Origin of the sequence: Flagellimonas flava (genome assembly GCF_050617915.1) — a bacterium.
In the GTDB taxonomy this organism is placed as follows: Bacteria; Bacteroidota; Bacteroidia; order Flavobacteriales; family Flavobacteriaceae; genus Flagellimonas; species Flagellimonas flava_A.
In genome coordinates, this window is record NZ_JBODQE010000003.1 from 17,586 (window position 1) to 34,048 (window position 16,463).

Genomic DNA, 16,463 nt, shown 5'->3' on the forward strand with positions numbered 1-16,463 from the left:
CTATAGATGTTATACTTTTCAAAAAAACTATACTGCGAAGGGTGAAAAAACATCAAAATAGACTAATCTGTATCAAATATTACCAAGCTTAATTTAAAACCCGTTTTGCGTGCAAATTGCGTGCAAATGAAAAAAGCTTCAAAAGTCAAAAACTCTTGAAGCCCTATAAAACTTAGTGGAGAATACCGGATTCGAACCGGTGACCTCTTGCCTGCCAGGCAAGCGCTCTAGCCAACTGAGCTAATCCCCCAGAGAGCGCAAAGGAAAGACTTTTTATGAAAGTTTCAAAATAGGAATGCCTAAGCCTACACTTTTTTAACGCTTAGGACCAAAACAGGAATGGGAACAAAAAATTCTGATTTGGGAATGGTGTTCTTTTCCCACAATTTCTTGAAGAACCCACGCTTTCTTCGGAACACACAAAGCATATCAGGCTGCTCTTTTTGAAAATACTCCAAAACACCCAAATAGGTAGATGCTTGCTCGGTAATGCTCAATTTTTGACTAAGGTCCAGCAAGGCGGTATTGACTTGCAAATCTTCTTCGGAATACCCAGGCCTTTTTACCAAAAGTAGGCTTATGTTGGCCCTGAACTTATCCTTTATGGCCACCAATGGATTCAAAACACGATTCCTTTTTAGAATCCCAGAACCAAAGGCGGTCATTATACTTTTTATGGGTTTGAATTTGGTTCCCTTGGGCACCAATAGTGCAGGGATGTCGGTCTGTTTCACTATTCTGCCAGAGGTGTTCCCCAAATAAAGTTCTTCTTTGATATCATTGCTTCTCGGAGCCATAATAATCAAGTCTATGCCCAATTCCTTATGAATGCTTTTCACTCCATCCACAATATCCCCATTGTAAGTTGCTATTTTAATGTCCACCTTACCAGTGTTCACCGTGTCAATGATCTCCTTTATTTGCTCTTTGCTGCTTTGGGCCACTTTTTGTTCCACGTTGGCTAGACTTCCTGCTGCGGAAATTACAGTGATCACATCCATGACATAGACCTGCGCCCCAAACTTGGCGGCAAAGTCAATGGCATATTGAAGTGTGTCGGCGGAATTAGGGGATGTTCCAATGGGTACAAGAATATTGTTCATGCGTTGGCGGTTATGATTATAGCTTAAATTTACAATTAAATTGAAACCAATCCATGATAAGGCTCGCAAAGATCTCAGATATTGATGGTATTCTTGAAATTACGCGCGCTTGCGCGGCTAAAATGGAGAGCGAGGGAATTTATCAATGGAATGAACACTACCCCTCAAAACAAGCCTTTCTAAAAGATTTGGAAAGAGATGAGCTCTATATAACGGAAGTTGAGGGCAAGCTAGTTGGAGCAATAGTAGTTTCCACTTTTATGGATCAAGAGTATGTCCCTATTGAATGGTTGACTCCCAACGGTAACAGCACCTATATTCATCGAATTTGTGTGGACCCCAATCTTCAGGGCAAAGGATATGCCCAAAAACTAATGGATTTTGCAGAAGAACTATCCAAACATAAAGGGTTTACTTCCGTAAGGCTGGACACCTTCTCCCAGAACAAAAGAAACCAACGGTTTTATGAACAAAGAGGATATCAAAAACTGGGGGATATCTTCTTTCCCAAACAAAGTAGCCATCCTTTTCATTGTTACGAACTAGTGCTGTAACTTGCACCGACTTTGGCAACTGCAGTTAACTTAAAAAGCATCAACCAGCTGGCAATTCCGGCCACCATTTCAGGGATTGCGGAGCCTATTCTGTCCATAACGGATACGGCAATAGTGGGCAACATTCCCGTTGATGGACTTGAATCCCTTGCCGCTGCGGGCATCGTAGGTTCGTTTTTATCCATGCTCATATGGGTTTTGGGCCAAACACGAAGTTCTATTTCGGCCATTATCTCGCAATATTTGGGTGCTGGAAAATTGGAGGAGGTAAAAAACCTACCGGCCCAAGCTATTTTTTTCAACATTCTGTTAAGCATTGTGGTTCTCCTTTCAACGATTTTCATTATCGAGGAAATCTTTAGTTTGTTCGAAGCCTCGGGCAAAATCTTGGAATATTGTATCTCGTACTATTCCATACGGGTCTGGGGATTTCCGCTAACGCTGTTCACCTTTGCGGTCTTTGGCATTTTTAGGGGACTGCAGAATACTTTTTATCCTATGATCATTGCTTTGATCGGGGCTGCCCTAAATATTGTTTTGGACTTTGCATTTGTATATGGCATAGAGGGAATTATCCCGGCCATGTATTTGGACGGCGCAGCATGGGCCAGCCTTATTTCCCAAGCCGTAATGGCCTTGATGGTTTTTGTGCTGCTCATCAAAAAAACTGAAATAAGTTTAAAGCTGGTCTTCCCATTGAACAAGGAACTAAAGCGATTGATTTTTATGAGCCTCAATTTATTTGTTAGGGCGCTGGCGCTGAATGCGGCATTGATCATAGCGGTTAGGGAAGCCACTGCCTTGGGGGATCGTTTCATCGGGGCGCATACCATCGCCATCAACCTATGGTTGTTTGCCGCCTTTTTTATCGATGGGTATGGCGCTGCGGGCAATAGCATGGGCGGAAAATTATTGGGGTCCGAGGATTACAAAGGACTTTGGAGATTGGCAACAAAAATCATGAAGTACGGAATGGTCGTGAGCCTAATCCTGATGCTTCTTGGCTTTATATTTTATTACTCCGTGGGAGAGATTTTCTCAAATGACCTGATTGTTTTGAACACCTTCTATAGCATTTTCTTCATAGTAATTCTTGGCTTACCCATGAACACCATGGCTTTTGTTTTTGATGGCCTTTTTAAAGGACTTGGGGAAATGAAGTACTTAAGGAACGTTCTGCTTTCAGCTACATTTCTTGGGTTTGTTCCCGCATTGTATTTGGGCAAATACATGGGTTGGGGATTTTATGCCATTTGGATTGCCTTTGTGGTTTGGATGATGATCAGGGGACTGGCATTGGTCTGGAAATTCAGAAGAAAATTTAAGCCGTTGGTGCAAAACCGTTAATTTAGTAATCTTATATTCTGAGTTCTGACAACTGATTGCTGAAAAATATATGTCAACCAAGAGAATAAACGGAAGCCTCTACACAAAAATTGAAAACAATATTGCTTGGGTCGAATTTGGACATCCGGCAAGTAATTCGTTTGTTTCCGAATTGCTGGCCAGACTGGCTTCCGAATTTGATAAGATTTCCCAAAACAAGGAAGTTTCCTTAATTGTTTTAAAATCCGAAGGGGACAGGGCTTTCTGCGCAGGCGCCTCTTTTGACGAATTGGTGGCCATTTCCAATCTGGCGGAAGGCAAGGCGTTCTTTGCGGGTTTTGCCAACGTGATCAACGCCATGAGAAAATGTAGCCAACCTATTTTTGGACGGGTTCAGGGTAAAACCGTTGGTGGAGGGGTAGGTCTTGCCTCGGCCTGCGACTATGTGTATGCCACTGAAGCGGCCTCTGTAAAGCTTTCAGAAATTTCTATTGGAATAGCACCCATGGTCATTGCCCCTGCAGTGGAGCGCAAAATTGGGAAATCCGGTCTGGCAGAACTTTCCTATGCACCCACCGAGTGGAAAAATGCATATTGGGCCAAGGAAAAAGGACTATACTCCAAGGTTTTTGACTCCATTGCCAAACTGGACAAGGAGTTGGAGTTTCACGTTCAAAAAATGGCAACATATAACGCCGAATCACTTGCAGAAATGAAACGTGTACTTTGGGAAGGCACCTCGCACTGGGATCAATTGCTTATGGACAGGGCAGAGGCATCTGGAAAGCTGGCGTTATCACCGAACACTAAAGCAGCATTGGAAAAGTTCAAAAAATAACAGCATGGACATTCTTTCATACTTAAATAGCGATCTTGTTTTTCCCATTTTGGCCTTATTGGTCATCGTGGTTTATATTGTAACACGGGTTCGGAACAAAAAAAGGTATAAACGATAGCCGAAATGGCAGCAAAAAGGTACACCATGTGGATTTTGTTGTATGGATTCTTCTTTGTTCTAGGCTTGATTCTGGCATCGGTTGCAGCGCAACAATATCAGAAGACCCAAAAATTGTTGGAAGAAGGCATTAGAACAACAGCTGTAGTCACCACTCTTTTGACTAACAGCGACAGTGATGGCAATACCTATACCCCAGTTTTTGAGTTCAAGGACCGATCCAACACCACTCAAACCTATAAAAGCCCAATTAGCTCCAGTCCGCCAGCGTATAGAGTGGGAGATAAGGTGAAAATAGTCTATGACCGAAGGGATAGCGACCATGTAAAAACGGTCACCTTTTGGGGGCTTTATCGCGTCAGCGTCATTCTTTTCATGATTGCATCACCCCTATTGGTCATAGGAGGCAGCTATTTGCTTTACACCTACAGATAAGTTTCCGCTCAGTTATTGGTTATCTTTAACCCCAATGAAAGACCTAACACTACCAGAAGGAAAGAAAGTCTATTTTGCAAGTGACAATCACTTGGGTGCACCCACCAACGAAGACAGCATGCCCAGGGAAAAAAAATTTGTGGCTTGGTTGGACTCCATTAAGCAGGACGCGACGGCCATTTTTTTAATGGGGGACCTCTTTGATTTTTGGTTTGAATATAAGACCGTAATCCCAAAGGGATTTACCAGAACACTGGGCAAGCTGGCGGAACTTTCGGATATGGGTATCCAAATCACTTATTTTGTGGGTAACCATGACCTCTGGATGAATGGGTATTTTGAAGAAGAGCTAAACATTCCTGTCTACCATAAACCGCAGCAATTTTTAATCAACAACACCTCTTTTTTTATTGGCCATGGAGATGGTTTGGGCCCGGACGACAAGGGCTTTAAACGGATGAAAAAGGTTTTTACCAATCCCTTTGCGAAGTGGTTGTTCAGATGGCTTCATCCAGATTTGGGCGTGAAGCTGGGAAGGCATTTGTCCGTCAACAATAAAATCATTTCCGGGGATGCGGATGCGAAGTTTTTAGGGGAGGACAAAGAGTGGTTGGTGCTCTATGCCAAGAGAAAATTGGAAACCCAACACTATGATCATTTCATATTTGGGCACAGACATTTGCCCATGGAAATCAAGCTCAATGAAAAATCCACTTATACCAATCTTGGGGACTGGATTTCCTACTTTACGTATGCTGTTTTTGATGGGGAACAATTGACATTAGAAAAGTTAGAATCCTAATTACTCTTTTCCGTGCTCTTCCACATCTTTTGAAAGGTCCAATCGTCTAAAGCTTGGGGAAACAATGGCAGTTGTTCCCGTGGTCAAGATGGTCATCACACCCCCAAAGACCACTGCGGTTACGGTGCCTAATAGTTTGGCCGCCAATCCACTTTCAAAAGCGCCTAACTCGTTAGAGGAACCAACAAAAATTGAATTGACCGAAGCGACACGCCCGCGCATATTATCAGGGGTTTTTAATTGTAATATGGTCTGTCTGATGATCATGGAAACACCATCCACAGCGCCGCTTAAAAACAAGGCTGCAACCGATAGCCAAAAAGAGGTGGAAACCCCAAAAACGATAATACAGACACCAAAGGCAAACACGGCCCACAACAATTTACTCCCAGCATTTTTGTGCAGCGGAAATCGGGTGAATCCCAGCATAGTCAATGCAGCCCCAACGGCGGGCGCGGCCCTCAAAATACCAAAGCCTTCCGACCCTACATGCAAGATATCCTGGGCATAAATGGGCAAAAGAGCCACTGCGCCACCAAACAGTACCGCAATCATATCCAAAGTGAGCGCACCAAAAATGGCCTTGCTGCTAAAAACAAATCGTAATCCATCTTTTAAGCTTTCAATTACTGGCTCTCCTATTTTAGGATTCAAGATGGGTTTTCTGGAAATCCGTAGGAGGAAAATGAGCGCTACCAATGAAAATCCAAAAATCAAACACATGGACCAATGCACCCCGATCCAACCAATACTGAATCCCGCTAAAGCGGGACCCATAACCGAAGCCACTTGCCAAGTGGAGCTACTCCATGTAGCTGCATTTGGGTATATCTTTTTGGGGACAATCAATGCAATCAAAGAAAATACCGTGGGTCCAATAAACGCTCGGACCAGCCCTCCAAGAAACACCAGGGAATAAATGGTGTACAAAATGGTATTAGGGGCCAATTGGGTTTCCAAATCGGGATCACTTATAAAGAAAAGCCCAAGACTAACTACGGAAAACCCCAAAATGCACTTGACCAACAAATTCCGTTTTTCCTTTTGATCAACAACATGACCCGCAAAAAGGGCCATGCCAACAGCTGGAATAACTTCCATCAACCCAATGATACCTAGGGAAAGGGGATCTTTGGTCAACGTATACACTTGCCATTCAATAACTATGAATTGCATTGACCATGCAAAAACCATGGCAAAGCGAACCATCAAGAATATGTTGAATTCCTTATATCGTAAGGCTGCGTATGGATCCATAGCAATTTAGCGAAGGTCCCTGAGCTTCAATTGAAGGTTAATAGTTCCGTTCCATTCATTTTCTTCCAAAGAAAATACCGTATTAAAAATACCTTTGTTTTTAACCTTGTCCAATCGGGAGCCCAAGTTAAATCCTATAGCGCTATATGCCTTTTCAATACCACTCAGCTGGTTGGCCGACTTAACCCTAAGTTTCAAGTGCTTTTCATCTTCGCCCACCCCTTTGGCATATCCAGTGTCCATTAGTTTTTCAGCCATAAAGACAGGTGTCATGTTTCCAGGGCCAAAGGGAGCAAATTGTTTGAGGATACGCATTAATCTTGGACTTATTTGATCCAGGCCAATCTGGGCATCTATGGAAAGTTCGGGTTCCAGCAGCTTTGGGTTAATGGTTTTCGACACCACTTTTTCAAAATGCGCTTTGAAGTTTTTGTACTGCTCTTCCGAGAGGGTCAATCCCGCGGCATATTTGTGTCCTCCAAATTGTTCCAAATATTCCGAACAGGCTTCCAGGGCATCGTACACATCAAACCCTTTTACGGAACGCGCAGAAGCTGCTAGTTTGCCTCCACTTTTGGTAAAAACCAAGGTGGGTCGGTAGTAGGTTTCCATAAGTCGTGATGCCACAATACCAATGACTCCTTTGTGCCAGCTTTCATGGAAAACTACCGTGGTAAATTGATCTTCTTCCCCATGGTCTCGAATTTGCTCCAGAGCCTCTTCTGTAATCTTTTTATCCAGATTTTTCCTGTCGGCATTGTATTCCTCAATTTCCGAAGCAAACTGTCTGGCGGCCTCCAAATTGGTCTCCACCAGTAAGTTTACGGCATGCTGCCCATGCTTCATTCGGCCTGCAGCATTGATTCTTGGGGCAATGATAAAAACCACATCTGTAATGGTTAAGGATTTTTTATTAATGTTTTTAATTATCGCTTTGAAGCCCGTTCTCGGATTGTTGTTAATGACCTGAAGTCCAAAGAAAGCCAGCACTCTGTTTTCCCCTGTGATGGGAACAATATCAGCACCAATGGCAGTGGCCACCAAGTCCAGATAGGGAAGCAAATCTTCGGTGTTCAATCCTTGTTTGGAAGCCAAAGCCTGGATCAGCTTAAATCCAATTCCGCAACCACAGAGTTCTTTATAAGGGTACTTACAATCTTCCCGCTTTGGATCCAAAACTGCTACTGCATCTGGTAGATGATTTCCAGGTCTGTGGTGATCACAAATGATAAAGTCCACCCCTTTCTCCTTGGCATAAGCCACCTGATTTAAAGCTTTTACGCCGCAATCCAAAGCAATAATCAAGGAAATATCATTGTCCGCTGCAAAATCTATCCCCTTTATGGATACGCCATATCCTTCAGAATACCGATCGGGGATATAGGTGGCAACGTTGGGATAATAGCTCAGAAGATAAGATGATACCAAGGCCACCGCAGTCGTTCCATCCACATCATAATCGCCATAAACCAAGATATTCTCATTGTTTTCAATGGCAGATTCAATGCGCTCCACTGCCTTGTCCATATCCTTTATGAGAAATGGATCATGTAAATGGGTCAGTTCCGGACGAAAAAACATTTTAGCCTCCTCATAGGTGGTTATTCCTCTTTGAGCCAACAAATGGGCCACCAGTGGTTCCACCTTTAGTTCTTTGGAAAGGTGATCGATGGTGTCAGGGTCAGGTGTAGGTTTTATGGTCCAGCGCATAATGAATTTGGATTTTGATCAACGTCAGTTCGAGTTTTTCGAGCTGGACTGAGGAAGAAGGCCAGATTGAAAAGTATCGAGAACAAGTTATTGAAATTTCTTTTTAGCAAGATTTGGCAAGAGATGATAATTTTCTTCGATTAACGCTTCTTTCTTTGCCCTTGACCATTTCTTGATCTGTTTTTCTTTTTCAATAGCAATTTTGATACATGTAAATTCTGAATAAAAGACCAAAACAACGGGTCGTCTCCAAAAAGTATAACTCGATGGGTATTTTCCTTCAGCATGTTCTTGAATGCGGTTTCCAAGATTAGACGTGACACCTGTATAATACGTGCCGTCTGAACATTTAAGGATATATAGATATGATTTTTTCATTTTCTACCTCATTGACTTCTCGATACATCCCGAAACAGGTTCGGGACACTCGAAGTGACGTTACACAAATCTTGGAATGATTTATTTATGAGGTCGACTTATGAACTTAAATGTAGTTCAATTTTTTGAACTTGAAACTTGAGTTTGAACTTGAACTCATTTATGATGAAAAACCGTTTTGATATCCAATTCGGCAAACCTTCGGAACATTTCCATTACACCACAGTATTTCTCAACGGACAGATCAATGGCTTTTTGCAACTTTTTTTCGTTCAAGTTGCTCCCATGAAAATGGTACTCAATAACCACCTTGTCATAGTACTTGGGATGTTCATCCGTAAGGTTGGCAATGGTCTCAATTTGGAAATCATCCACCTCCAATTTCATTTTCTTGATCAAGGAGGCAACGTCCAATCCAGAGCATCCCGCGAGAGAGGAAAGCATTAGCGCTTTGGGTCTAAAACCTTCTCCTTTTCCCCCATCATCGGGGCCTGCATCAATTTTAAAAGTATGGCCCGATGGGTTGTTACTTTCAAAGGCCATTTCGCCCAACCATTTGGTAGTGATATGATTTGTCATGAAGTCAAATTTTTGTTTCTTGTAGCTTTCAAAAATACGATTAAAAACCGCACTTATGGCATTAGTAAACCCCCTTGACCCGAACCACGACGCAGAGACCAAAAAGCTCGCCGAATTCTTTAATGAAACCCTGGGCTTCTGCCCCAACTCGGTTTTGACCATGCAGCACCGACCTGCAATTTCCAAGGCATTTATCAACTTGAACAAGGCGGTTATGGCCAATGAGGGAAGGGTGACTTCGGCCTTAAAACGAATGATAGCCTGGGTAAGCAGCAATGCCACAGGTTGTAGATATTGTCAAGCCCACGCTATTCGTGCTGCTGAGCGTTATGGTGCGGAGCAAGAACAGTTGGACAATATTTGGGAATACCGTACCCATCCCGCTTTTTCTGAAGCTGAGCGTGCGGCATTGGATTTTTCCTTAGCTGCTTCCCAGATTCCCAATACGGTGAACGGGGACATCAAAGCGCGTTTGTACGAACACTGGAACGAAGGTGAAATTGTGGAAATGCTCGGCGTGATTTCCTTGTTTGGATACCTCAACCGTTGGAACGACTCCATGGGAACCTCTATTGAGGACGGCGCCGTGGAAAGTGCGGAGCAATATTTGGGTGAGATTGGTTGGGAAAAAGGGAAGCACGACGGGTCGCGATATTAGATGTTAGATTTTAGAGACAAGACCGCTTCGCTTATAGATATTACAGCTCTGGTGTAGTTTGATGAAATTCGTCAGTTCGAAAGCCCCGAACGGATGCTGAGCGAAGTCGAAGCATGTTCCAGGATGTATCGAAAACAAGAATTTCAGCGTAACATTGGTTCTCGATAGTTCTGCTGAGCTTGCCGAAGTAAGATTTTTTTGACTTCGACTTCGCTCAGCCAACAAAAAATCACTTGAACTGACGTTTTGGGTTGGAATGCTATACAGGTATTGAAATCTGAGGTCAGATTTCTGAAAACCCTATTTCTTGATTTGCATCAACATTTATTGGCCCAACTTGCCTGAACTTTGTTGGTATCAAAAAACGAACAGTTATGGCAAGCTTACTCATCACTTCCGAAAACCAGATTCAGCGTTTAAACCAGATTGTAAACAAGGTAAAAGAGCTCCAAGCGTTGGATGTTTCCCAACTGACCACCGCTCCCCACTCAAAATCATGGAATGTAGTTGAGGTCATTGAACATTTGAACATTGCTTATGGGATCTATATGCCCAAACTGGATGAAGCTTTTTCCAAAATGCCAAGCCTTGAAGCTGCCCCAAACGAATTCAAGGCCAGAACCTGGCAAAAAATTGTGATTGCGGGCCAACGACCCAAAAATGGGAAGCGAAAATGGAAAATGAAGACCCTAAAACGTTTTGAGCCATTGTTGGACAACCCATTGGCCCCAGAAAAAATAGATGCTGTTTTTGAGACCTTTTTTACCCGTCATGCCCACCTTAAAGAGGCTATCCTAAAAAGTAGAAACAAGGATGTGACCCAAGTAAAGATTACCTCCGCCATTGGACCCATTGTGAATTTTTATTTACCAGAATGTTTTGAGTTTTTGCTCTGCCATTTGGAACGGCATATGGTGCAGATTGATGAGGTTTTGGGTAGTACAAATTATATTCTATGATTCATGAAAATACTCATAAGCATAACCTTCAATTTCCCCGCTTAACTGATTTCCATTTTCATCTTTCAGGTCATACATTTCTTGGATTCCACCAATTGATGCACAACCATCCAAACCTAATAAGATGGAATAAAAAATATCCGTAAAAGAAGTATCCAACACTTTTTTCATTATTTCGTTCTGTTGGTCATTCAGATTCAGTGATTTAATTAAATGCCCAACCTCAGTTTCAGTTTCTTCAGAAATGTACTCCTCTACTAAGCCCTGTTTTTCGGTATAAAACGCATTTACAAATTCTTCCGTTGTCATTTTTATGTATTGGGTTTAATTTCAAAATTGCTGTTCAGGTGATATTTCCAATCATCGGTGAATTCGAGATGCTTTGATCCATCTATGGTAGTTAAGATCATTCCTTGGACACTCGCAGCGTAGAATACTTCCCAATTTTCAATGAAATCCTTTGTCTTTATTTTTATAATTGGATCATCCCAATCAAGCCAAGTGTATAAGAATTCAGATTTGGATAAGTCACTTTTATTTAGCCAATCTCTTATTTCAGATTCGTTGTTTTCATAGTCAAAAAAGAACTGATGATGATTTTCAGTTTTACACCAATCGATGGTTGAGTGGTCAATGTCCCAATTTTTCCCACTATTACTTATTCCCAATCCGGAAAGGAACTTGTTGAGCCCGCCGCTCTTTCCATCAATTCCAATAGATTCGATAAAAGTTAAGTGCTCATGCAAAAAATGCTTCTTGTTCTTAAAAATTCCCATTTAGTTTTTGTCAACTTGTGCGATATTTATTCAACCAATTTAGCCCTTTTACACGATTCTCCCTTGCTTGTTTAAAGACAAATCCCACCATTTTATTTTAAGCTGTATCTTTGGGTTGCTACACTTATTGTTTCAAGGTACCTATGAACATGGTCGAACTAGATATGGTATAGGTAAATGGGTACAAACCCCTGGAATATACAAGGCATTACCTTGATACATTCTATAATTCCATTTCCTTTTTGTTTAACTTTTTAATCACCTTATTATGAGAAATGGTGAAGATGACCAGCGGTGTCCAAAATGCAATTCGCCCATGGCCAAGGGCAACGTACCCAAACTTACCCCCGCACAAGTAAAACTATTGCAGTATGTAGATGCCCTGGATGGGCCCAATAGGGTAAAAGCCCTAAAATGGCTGCACGATGTAGTGGTCTACGATTCCAACGAACCCTTGTACTGTGAGGAAAAAGAGGCCCTGTACCAAGTAAAGGTGCTTTGGCAGCTAATCGAAGAAACTCTAAACAATGAGCAATAAACAATGTTCAATGAACAATGAGTGAAGGGAAGGCGGTCAAAAGGCAACTGAAAACGTCATTCTGAATTCATTTCAGAATCTCATTAGTTAGGAACTATTGTTTGTGGAGAACTGAAATAAATTCAGCACAAGCAAGTTCAGTTTTACGCAAACCATGCTTTTTGGACTGCCTAGTGCAAGCTTGCTCAGGCGGTCATCTCGAAGTGACATTCGGGACAGGAGTATTTTGGTTTATTTTTGAGAAAAATATCCTTCCTCAATGGATGATGCTTCATTTACCCAACTAAAAGCGTTCTATCCCCAAGTACAATTTACAACTGAGGAGGAGAATCACTTTAGGTCTTTGTGGTCGGTAAAAACCTTTAACCAATACGACCTCATCACCGAAGCGGGGAATATTGAACGCTATTTCTATTTTGTTTTGGAAGGGGTGCAAGCTATCTACATTCTTAACGAAAAAGGGGAGAAAGTGGTGCTGGGCTTTTCGTATTCGGGAAGTCCTTCCGGAGCGTTTGATTCGTTTATCAAAAAACAAGCTTCGGACACTTTTTTGGAAGCACTGAAACCTTCAAAAATGTTGGCGATTTCCTATGAAGATTATCAAAGCTTGTTTGAAAAACACCAAGAGTTTTATGTGTGGGGGCACCAATTTTTTCAAAATATTCTGTTCGGGCGACTGCATCGGGAAGTGGAGCTTTTGACCCTCTCCGCAGAGCAACGGTATAAAACCTTTATGCAACGTTGCCCAGATGAGCTTAAGGTGATTCCCCAGAAATATTTGGCTTCCTACCTCAACATGAAACCGGAGACTTTTAGTAGGTTGCGGTCATGTGCTTCCTATTGAAAGTTGGCGTCAATTCGAGTGAATTTCATTCATGAAATTTGTATCGAGAATTTATCGCATCATAACTCGTTCTCGATACAAAATTCTTATTACTTCGGCTTCGCTCAGCAACCAAGAATTTTACTCGAACTGACGTATTCAGTAAAAGGACTTCTCGATGCTCCTTCGACGGCCTGCCCTCCTTAAAAGACTTCTCGACTGCCTGCCCGTTCCGGTCAAGGCGGGCGCTCCAAGTGACGGCTTATGAATTTAGCTGCTTGGCTATCTGTTCCTGAAACTCTGGAATCACCTCTGTTTCAAACCAAGGGTTCTTGCTCAACCAAAATCGGTTTCTAGGAGAGGGATGGGGTAACACAAAATATTCAGGAGCGTAGTTGCCAAAATTCCGAACCGTTTCCGTCAAGTTTTTTTCCATTCGATTTCCCAAATAATGTCGTTGTGAATATTGTCCAATCAAAATCGTCAGTTTTAGATTGGGCAGGTTATCCAAAAGCTGTTGGTGCCATTGGGGCGCACATTCGGGTCGTGGGGGCAGATCCCCAGATTTTCCTTTCCCTGGATAACAAAAGCCCATGGGCATTTGGGCTATTTGGGTTTCATCATAAAAAGTTTCATCCGAAACACCCATCCATTTTCGGAGTTGTTTGCCACTTGGATCATCCCAGGGAATTCCTGTTGCATGCACTTTGGTTCCGGGGGCATGACCAATAATCAATATTTTGGCATTGGGATGCGCCGCAACAATGGGCCTAGGCCCCAAAGGAAGGTGGGCCTTGCAAATTTCACACTTGCGGATATTAATAAGTAGTTCTTTCATAAGGTTACATTGAATATACCTAAAAAGAGGAATGCCCCAACTAAATGTCAAGGCAATCCTTCATCACACAACCCATCACAAATACTCCAATGTATTTGAATTTCAAGACGGTTTAATTACTCACTTCAGGCTTGTGCAGGCTCACCACAATTAACACGGCAACCCCATTGATCCAATAATAATATCCATCCAACCCTTCAAAGGACAGCACAAAAGGAGCCAGGATAAACACCACGGCAACCAAAAAGTCTACCAGTAGGTGATACTTATATGGAATTACGCGAAATACTCCCAAATGATGATCTGTCAGCAAAGTCAAGGCCAAGGCCGCAACGCCAACCACAACGGAGAGTTGCAATGCCAAGGGATTGGAGCTCCCCAAGCCCAGTAAAAAGGGTAACGCCATAAGGGCAAATGCCACTGGATAGTCCAAAAATGCATGTATTCTTTTTGTCACGAATTTCATACCATTAAATTTTAGTTGAACTCTTTATCTATTTACACTAGTTATAGGTTTTACTCAGCTTTTCCCAGTTGGTGTCCGCGGCGCTCTTTAACTTACCATGGTTGTTTTCTGCCAGCCATAATTGTTTGGCATCCAATTCCACATTGTTCAAAAACAAGTAATATTTACCATCCTTCACCATAAATTTGTTGGGATCCACCCTAAACTTTGCTCCTGCATACACCCCAAAGGCACAGTATCCGCCGTACTGTGGCATGTATCTTTCTGGGTTCTTGTCAAACGTCTTCTTTTGATCTTCTGAGGTGAAATAATACGCCACCTTTTTGTGTTCGGATTTGAAGGCTTTGTTCCCTATCTGTGCCAATCCTAAATCCAAGTAGGACACGGGGCTGTAGCCTGCAAGTGCAATATTGCTGTTGTCAATGTTGTTCGCTTTCTTGTCTTGTCCAAATGCGATGGATCCCATTGCGAAAGCAAAAATTAGTACTGTTGTTTTAATTGTATTTTTCATCTTTTTGTTTTTGATAATTGTCTTAATTGTTTTTTAATTCTGATTAATCGAGGCAAGCATTGGCATTGCCTATTTAAGGTGCCTTTAAGCTTGGGTTTCCAAAACAGTTGGTGCCTTCACGATCCACCTGTGATGAACTTGATCTTATCCATTGCGCTCGCGTAAAAAGAGCCCCAAAATGAAACCTTTTCTGGTTTAACAATCGGTCACGGCGTGTAGTGTTGGTGGAATACATCTGAACTTCATTATTGTGCATTAAAGTATTCTTCCTGAACCACTTCTCCGTTCTCGTCCCAGATACGTCGTATGATTTCATGCCAGTAAATTTTACTGTCGTCTTTCATGTTGAAATCGAAAGTGAATTCAGAAGCTGATACATTTCCATCCACAATAGTGTGGTGGTGCGTAATGCCGTTCACTTGGGCAATTGCTCCTGCAAAGCCCTCCATTTTTTCGACCATTTGTTGTTTGTTGGTCGTTGCAACACCATTGTAATCCGATGTGGTGGCATCCTCCGAAAAGTATTGCTTTACCGCATCTACAATAGCACCTTTGGCAACAACACTGTCCATTTCTGTGGCTAATGATTTAATATCCATTGCTTTTATTTTTAATGATTAAACAAATTTTAGTTTGTAATTACATTGCAAATTTCAGCATGGAATGGTCCTAAAGACCTACAAAAAAGACGCTAAGAATTGTACTTTTTGATCCGGAAATCGGAGGGAGTTGTACCCGTATAATTTTTAAAGAAGTGCGAAAAGTGGTTGGCTTCCTCAAAGCCCAATGTGAAGGCCACCTCATTTATGGGTGCATCTTGGGCCAGCATTTTTTTTGAGGTGGAAATCAGCTCGTTTCTTATGAGCTGACCTAGGGAAATGTTCATTTTTGCCCTTGTTTTTTTGGAAAGTGCTTTGACCGAAAGGTGCATCTTGTCTGCGTAGAATCCTAGCGATCGTTCCTCTTTGTGGTGTTGTTGCAAAAGATGGGTAAGGTCTTCTATGAAGGGGTCTTTTCGATTAAAATCAAAGTGTTCCCTAAAATCGGAGGGGTTTTGACCAGTGCTCTTTTTGAAAACACGATTAAAGTAAGCTGGATCCTTGAATCCCATATCATAAGAAACCTCCTGAATGCTTTTTTCGGTAAAAGCAATGTCCTTTTTGCTCTCTGTAAGCCTTTTGTTGGCCAACATGGTCTTTATGGTGATTCCCAGTTTGTCCTTGACAAGAGCTTGGGCATTGAACCCATTATCTTGAATTAAGGCCACCAAATCCCTATTGGTCAAATGGTTCTGAAATTCTTGGTCCACCACTTCCTTAATGTCAAAAATAACCTGGTATTCGTTCTGACTGGCGTTAAAGGGATTTTGCCAGTACCATTGTTTTAGTGATACGTCTATGATTCCCTTGGTGTTTTCTGCAAAAACAGTGCTGGATAGATACTTTTGGCATTCATCGCATTCATCAAAGTTGATGTATCCCAGAGAGATGAGGTGCTTGAACAGCACCCTGACCTCTTGGTTTTCAAAAATCTCTTGATTGGGAAATTCGATGGTTCTCACCACAAAGTCCCCAGACAGGAATTTGATGTATTGCCCTTTTTCCAGATAGATGGCCTTGTCTTGCCAATTATTGTAATTTTTAAAGTCCACCTGGATGCTCCCAGAACCCGATAAAATATGGAAGAGGGTATACTGGTTGATGAAGTATACCTTGTTTATTTCAGGAATTAGTTTTTGAACCATAGTTGGGCGGCTGTCCTATTTTGGTCGGAAATGGGGTTGCTAACTAACGAT

Annotated in this window: 21 protein-coding genes and 1 tRNA gene; 9 read left to right on the plus strand and 13 right to left on the minus strand. The window is 42.1% G+C overall.

Annotation, left to right across the window (positions count from 1 at the left end):
• Positions 1-176 precede the first annotated feature (176 nt).
• A tRNA-Ala gene (locus ACRHOZ_RS08610) sits at positions 177-250 on the minus strand.
• 55 nt (positions 251-305) lie between these two features.
• On the minus strand, positions 306-1,103 hold the full coding sequence (locus tag ACRHOZ_RS08615) for a universal stress protein (protein ID WP_431124671.1): 798 nt from the start codon (positions 1,101-1,103) through the stop codon (positions 306-308).
• 53 nt (positions 1,104-1,156) lie between these two features.
• Between ACRHOZ_RS08615 and ACRHOZ_RS08620 the strand changes: the two genes are divergently transcribed.
• The 5 genes from ACRHOZ_RS08620 to ACRHOZ_RS08640 all read left to right on the plus strand — a co-directional run bounded on the left by ACRHOZ_RS08620 (position 1,157) and on the right by ACRHOZ_RS08640 (position 5,175).
• Positions 1,157-1,657 (plus strand): GNAT family N-acetyltransferase, encoded by a 501-nt coding sequence (locus tag ACRHOZ_RS08620; RefSeq protein ID WP_431124673.1) that lies wholly within the window; start codon positions 1,157-1,159, stop codon positions 1,655-1,657.
• A gap of 12 nt (positions 1,658-1,669) precedes the next feature.
• Positions 1,670-3,004, plus strand: a complete 1,335-nt coding sequence (locus ACRHOZ_RS08625; protein ID WP_431124675.1) for an MATE family efflux transporter — start codon at positions 1,670-1,672, stop codon at positions 3,002-3,004.
• Between the two features lie 49 nt (positions 3,005-3,053).
• Positions 3,054-3,821 (plus strand): enoyl-CoA hydratase/isomerase family protein, encoded by a 768-nt coding sequence (locus tag ACRHOZ_RS08630; protein ID WP_431124677.1) that lies wholly within the window; start codon positions 3,054-3,056, stop codon positions 3,819-3,821.
• Positions 3,822-3,944: 123 nt separating this feature from the next.
• Positions 3,945-4,373 carry a DUF3592 domain-containing protein gene (locus ACRHOZ_RS08635; protein ID WP_431124679.1) on the plus strand — a complete coding sequence of 143 codons (429 nt, stop codon included), beginning with the start codon at positions 3,945-3,947 and terminating at the stop codon, positions 4,371-4,373.
• A gap of 34 nt (positions 4,374-4,407) precedes the next feature.
• Entirely contained in the window at positions 4,408-5,175 is a 768-nt protein-coding gene (locus tag ACRHOZ_RS08640) for a UDP-2,3-diacylglucosamine diphosphatase (RefSeq protein ID WP_431124681.1), read from the plus strand.
• Here the strand turns inward: ACRHOZ_RS08640 and ACRHOZ_RS08645 are convergent, their stop codons facing one another.
• The 4 genes from ACRHOZ_RS08645 to ACRHOZ_RS08660 all read right to left on the minus strand — a co-directional run bounded on the left by ACRHOZ_RS08645 (position 5,176) and on the right by ACRHOZ_RS08660 (position 9,099).
• Complete coding sequence (locus ACRHOZ_RS08645) at positions 5,176-6,432, minus strand: MFS transporter (protein ID WP_431124684.1); 1,257 nt, start codon at positions 6,430-6,432, stop codon at positions 5,176-5,178.
• Between the two features lie 6 nt (positions 6,433-6,438).
• A complete protein-coding gene (gene recJ, locus ACRHOZ_RS08650) occupies positions 6,439-8,142 on the minus strand; it encodes a single-stranded-DNA-specific exonuclease RecJ (RefSeq protein ID WP_431124686.1) in 1,704 nt (567 codons plus the stop codon).
• Between the two features lie 87 nt (positions 8,143-8,229).
• A complete protein-coding gene (locus tag ACRHOZ_RS08655; protein ID WP_431124689.1) occupies positions 8,230-8,520 on the minus strand; it encodes a GIY-YIG nuclease family protein in 291 nt (96 codons plus the stop codon).
• Positions 8,521-8,676: 156 nt separating this feature from the next.
• Positions 8,677-9,099 carry an OsmC family protein gene (locus tag ACRHOZ_RS08660; RefSeq protein WP_420401332.1) on the minus strand — a complete coding sequence of 141 codons (423 nt, stop codon included), beginning with the start codon at positions 9,097-9,099 and terminating at the stop codon, positions 8,677-8,679.
• 55 nt (positions 9,100-9,154) lie between these two features.
• On the opposite strand from ACRHOZ_RS08660, the gene ACRHOZ_RS08665 reads away from it, so the two are divergent.
• On the plus strand, positions 9,155-9,757 hold the full coding sequence (locus ACRHOZ_RS08665) for a carboxymuconolactone decarboxylase family protein (protein ID WP_431124692.1): 603 nt from the start codon (positions 9,155-9,157) through the stop codon (positions 9,755-9,757).
• 374 nt (positions 9,758-10,131) lie between these two features.
• Positions 10,132-10,716, plus strand: a complete 585-nt coding sequence (locus ACRHOZ_RS08670) for a DinB family protein (RefSeq protein ID WP_431124694.1) — start codon at positions 10,132-10,134, stop codon at positions 10,714-10,716.
• Here the strand turns inward: ACRHOZ_RS08670 and ACRHOZ_RS08675 are convergent.
• Together ACRHOZ_RS08675 and ACRHOZ_RS08680 are read right to left on the minus strand one after the other, a co-directional pair.
• Complete coding sequence (locus tag ACRHOZ_RS08675) at positions 10,711-11,025, minus strand: hypothetical protein (protein ID WP_431124696.1); 315 nt, start codon at positions 11,023-11,025, stop codon at positions 10,711-10,713. The two genes, ACRHOZ_RS08670 and ACRHOZ_RS08675, sit on opposite strands and share 6 nt — an antisense overlap.
• Before the next feature lie 2 nt (positions 11,026-11,027).
• Complete coding sequence (locus tag ACRHOZ_RS08680) at positions 11,028-11,492, minus strand: hypothetical protein (protein WP_431124698.1); 465 nt, start codon at positions 11,490-11,492, stop codon at positions 11,028-11,030.
• A gap of 268 nt (positions 11,493-11,760) precedes the next feature.
• On the opposite strand from ACRHOZ_RS08680, the gene ACRHOZ_RS08685 reads away from it, so the two are divergent.
• Both ACRHOZ_RS08685 and ACRHOZ_RS08690 read left to right on the plus strand, forming a co-directional pair.
• The gene (locus tag ACRHOZ_RS08685; RefSeq protein ID WP_431124700.1) at positions 11,761-12,030 is read left to right on the plus strand and encodes a hypothetical protein; all 270 of its coding nucleotides are present in this window, start codon (positions 11,761-11,763) and stop codon (positions 12,028-12,030) included.
• 259 nt (positions 12,031-12,289) lie between these two features.
• On the plus strand, positions 12,290-12,874 hold the full coding sequence (locus ACRHOZ_RS08690) for a Crp/Fnr family transcriptional regulator (RefSeq protein WP_431124702.1): 585 nt from the start codon (positions 12,290-12,292) through the stop codon (positions 12,872-12,874).
• Positions 12,875-13,115: 241 nt separating this feature from the next.
• Here the strand turns inward: ACRHOZ_RS08690 and ACRHOZ_RS08695 are convergent, their stop codons facing one another.
• From ACRHOZ_RS08695 to ACRHOZ_RS08715, 5 genes are all read right to left on the minus strand, one after another.
• Positions 13,116-13,691, minus strand: coding sequence for a uracil-DNA glycosylase family protein (locus tag ACRHOZ_RS08695; protein ID WP_431124704.1), 576 nt, complete (start codon positions 13,689-13,691; stop codon positions 13,116-13,118).
• 112 nt (positions 13,692-13,803) lie between these two features.
• Positions 13,804-14,157: an SPW repeat domain-containing protein gene (locus tag ACRHOZ_RS08700; RefSeq protein ID WP_431124706.1), complete on the minus strand. Its 354-nt coding sequence runs from the start codon at positions 14,155-14,157 to the stop codon at positions 13,804-13,806.
• A gap of 37 nt (positions 14,158-14,194) precedes the next feature.
• Positions 14,195-14,668: a YHS domain-containing (seleno)protein gene (locus tag ACRHOZ_RS08705; protein ID WP_431124708.1), complete on the minus strand. Its 474-nt coding sequence runs from the start codon at positions 14,666-14,668 to the stop codon at positions 14,195-14,197.
• A gap of 245 nt (positions 14,669-14,913) precedes the next feature.
• Complete coding sequence (locus ACRHOZ_RS08710) at positions 14,914-15,267, minus strand: hypothetical protein (protein ID WP_431124709.1); 354 nt, start codon at positions 15,265-15,267, stop codon at positions 14,914-14,916.
• Between the two features lie 92 nt (positions 15,268-15,359).
• Positions 15,360-16,412: a helix-turn-helix domain-containing protein gene (locus ACRHOZ_RS08715; RefSeq protein ID WP_431124711.1), complete on the minus strand. Its 1,053-nt coding sequence runs from the start codon at positions 16,410-16,412 to the stop codon at positions 15,360-15,362.
• Between the last annotated feature and the right edge of the window lie 51 nt (positions 16,413-16,463).

Excerpts from the sequence above, each read along its gene's own strand:
- ACRHOZ_RS08680 (WP_431124698.1), bottom strand. The coding sequence starts at position 11,492 with ATGGGAATTTTTAAGAACAAGAAGCATTTTTTGCATGAGCACTTAACT.
- ACRHOZ_RS08715 (WP_431124711.1), bottom strand. The coding sequence starts at position 16,412 with ATGGTTCAAAAACTAATTCCTGAAATAAACAAGGTATACTTCATCAAC.
- ACRHOZ_RS08615 (WP_431124671.1), bottom strand. The coding sequence starts at position 1,103 with ATGAACAATATTCTTGTACCCATTGGAACATCCCCTAATTCCGCCGAC.
- ACRHOZ_RS08700 (WP_431124706.1), bottom strand. The coding sequence starts at position 14,157 with ATGAAATTCGTGACAAAAAGAATACATGCATTTTTGGACTATCCAGTG.
- ACRHOZ_RS08665 (WP_431124692.1), top strand. The coding sequence starts at position 9,155 with ATGGCATTAGTAAACCCCCTTGACCCGAACCACGACGCAGAGACCAAA.
- ACRHOZ_RS08695 (WP_431124704.1), bottom strand. The coding sequence starts at position 13,691 with ATGAAAGAACTACTTATTAATATCCGCAAGTGTGAAATTTGCAAGGCC.
- ACRHOZ_RS08660 (WP_420401332.1), bottom strand. The coding sequence starts at position 9,099 with ATGACAAATCATATCACTACCAAATGGTTGGGCGAAATGGCCTTTGAA.
- ACRHOZ_RS08620 (WP_431124673.1), top strand. The coding sequence starts at position 1,157 with ATGATAAGGCTCGCAAAGATCTCAGATATTGATGGTATTCTTGAAATT.
- ACRHOZ_RS08685 (WP_431124700.1), top strand. The coding sequence starts at position 11,761 with ATGAGAAATGGTGAAGATGACCAGCGGTGTCCAAAATGCAATTCGCCC.
- ACRHOZ_RS08705 (WP_431124708.1), bottom strand. The coding sequence starts at position 14,668 with ATGAAAAATACAATTAAAACAACAGTACTAATTTTTGCTTTCGCAATG.
- ACRHOZ_RS08710 (WP_431124709.1), bottom strand. The coding sequence starts at position 15,267 with ATGGATATTAAATCATTAGCCACAGAAATGGACAGTGTTGTTGCCAAA.
- ACRHOZ_RS08630 (WP_431124677.1), top strand. The coding sequence starts at position 3,054 with ATGTCAACCAAGAGAATAAACGGAAGCCTCTACACAAAAATTGAAAAC.
- ACRHOZ_RS08645 (WP_431124684.1), bottom strand. The coding sequence starts at position 6,432 with ATGGATCCATACGCAGCCTTACGATATAAGGAATTCAACATATTCTTG.
- recJ (WP_431124686.1), bottom strand. The coding sequence starts at position 8,142 with ATGCGCTGGACCATAAAACCTACACCTGACCCTGACACCATCGATCAC.
- ACRHOZ_RS08640 (WP_431124681.1), top strand. The coding sequence starts at position 4,408 with ATGAAAGACCTAACACTACCAGAAGGAAAGAAAGTCTATTTTGCAAGT.
- ACRHOZ_RS08690 (WP_431124702.1), top strand. The coding sequence starts at position 12,290 with ATGGATGATGCTTCATTTACCCAACTAAAAGCGTTCTATCCCCAAGTA.
- ACRHOZ_RS08655 (WP_431124689.1), bottom strand. The coding sequence starts at position 8,520 with ATGAAAAAATCATATCTATATATCCTTAAATGTTCAGACGGCACGTAT.
- ACRHOZ_RS08675 (WP_431124696.1), bottom strand. The coding sequence starts at position 11,025 with ATGACAACGGAAGAATTTGTAAATGCGTTTTATACCGAAAAACAGGGC.
- ACRHOZ_RS08635 (WP_431124679.1), top strand. The coding sequence starts at position 3,945 with ATGGCAGCAAAAAGGTACACCATGTGGATTTTGTTGTATGGATTCTTC.
- ACRHOZ_RS08670 (WP_431124694.1), top strand. The coding sequence starts at position 10,132 with ATGGCAAGCTTACTCATCACTTCCGAAAACCAGATTCAGCGTTTAAAC.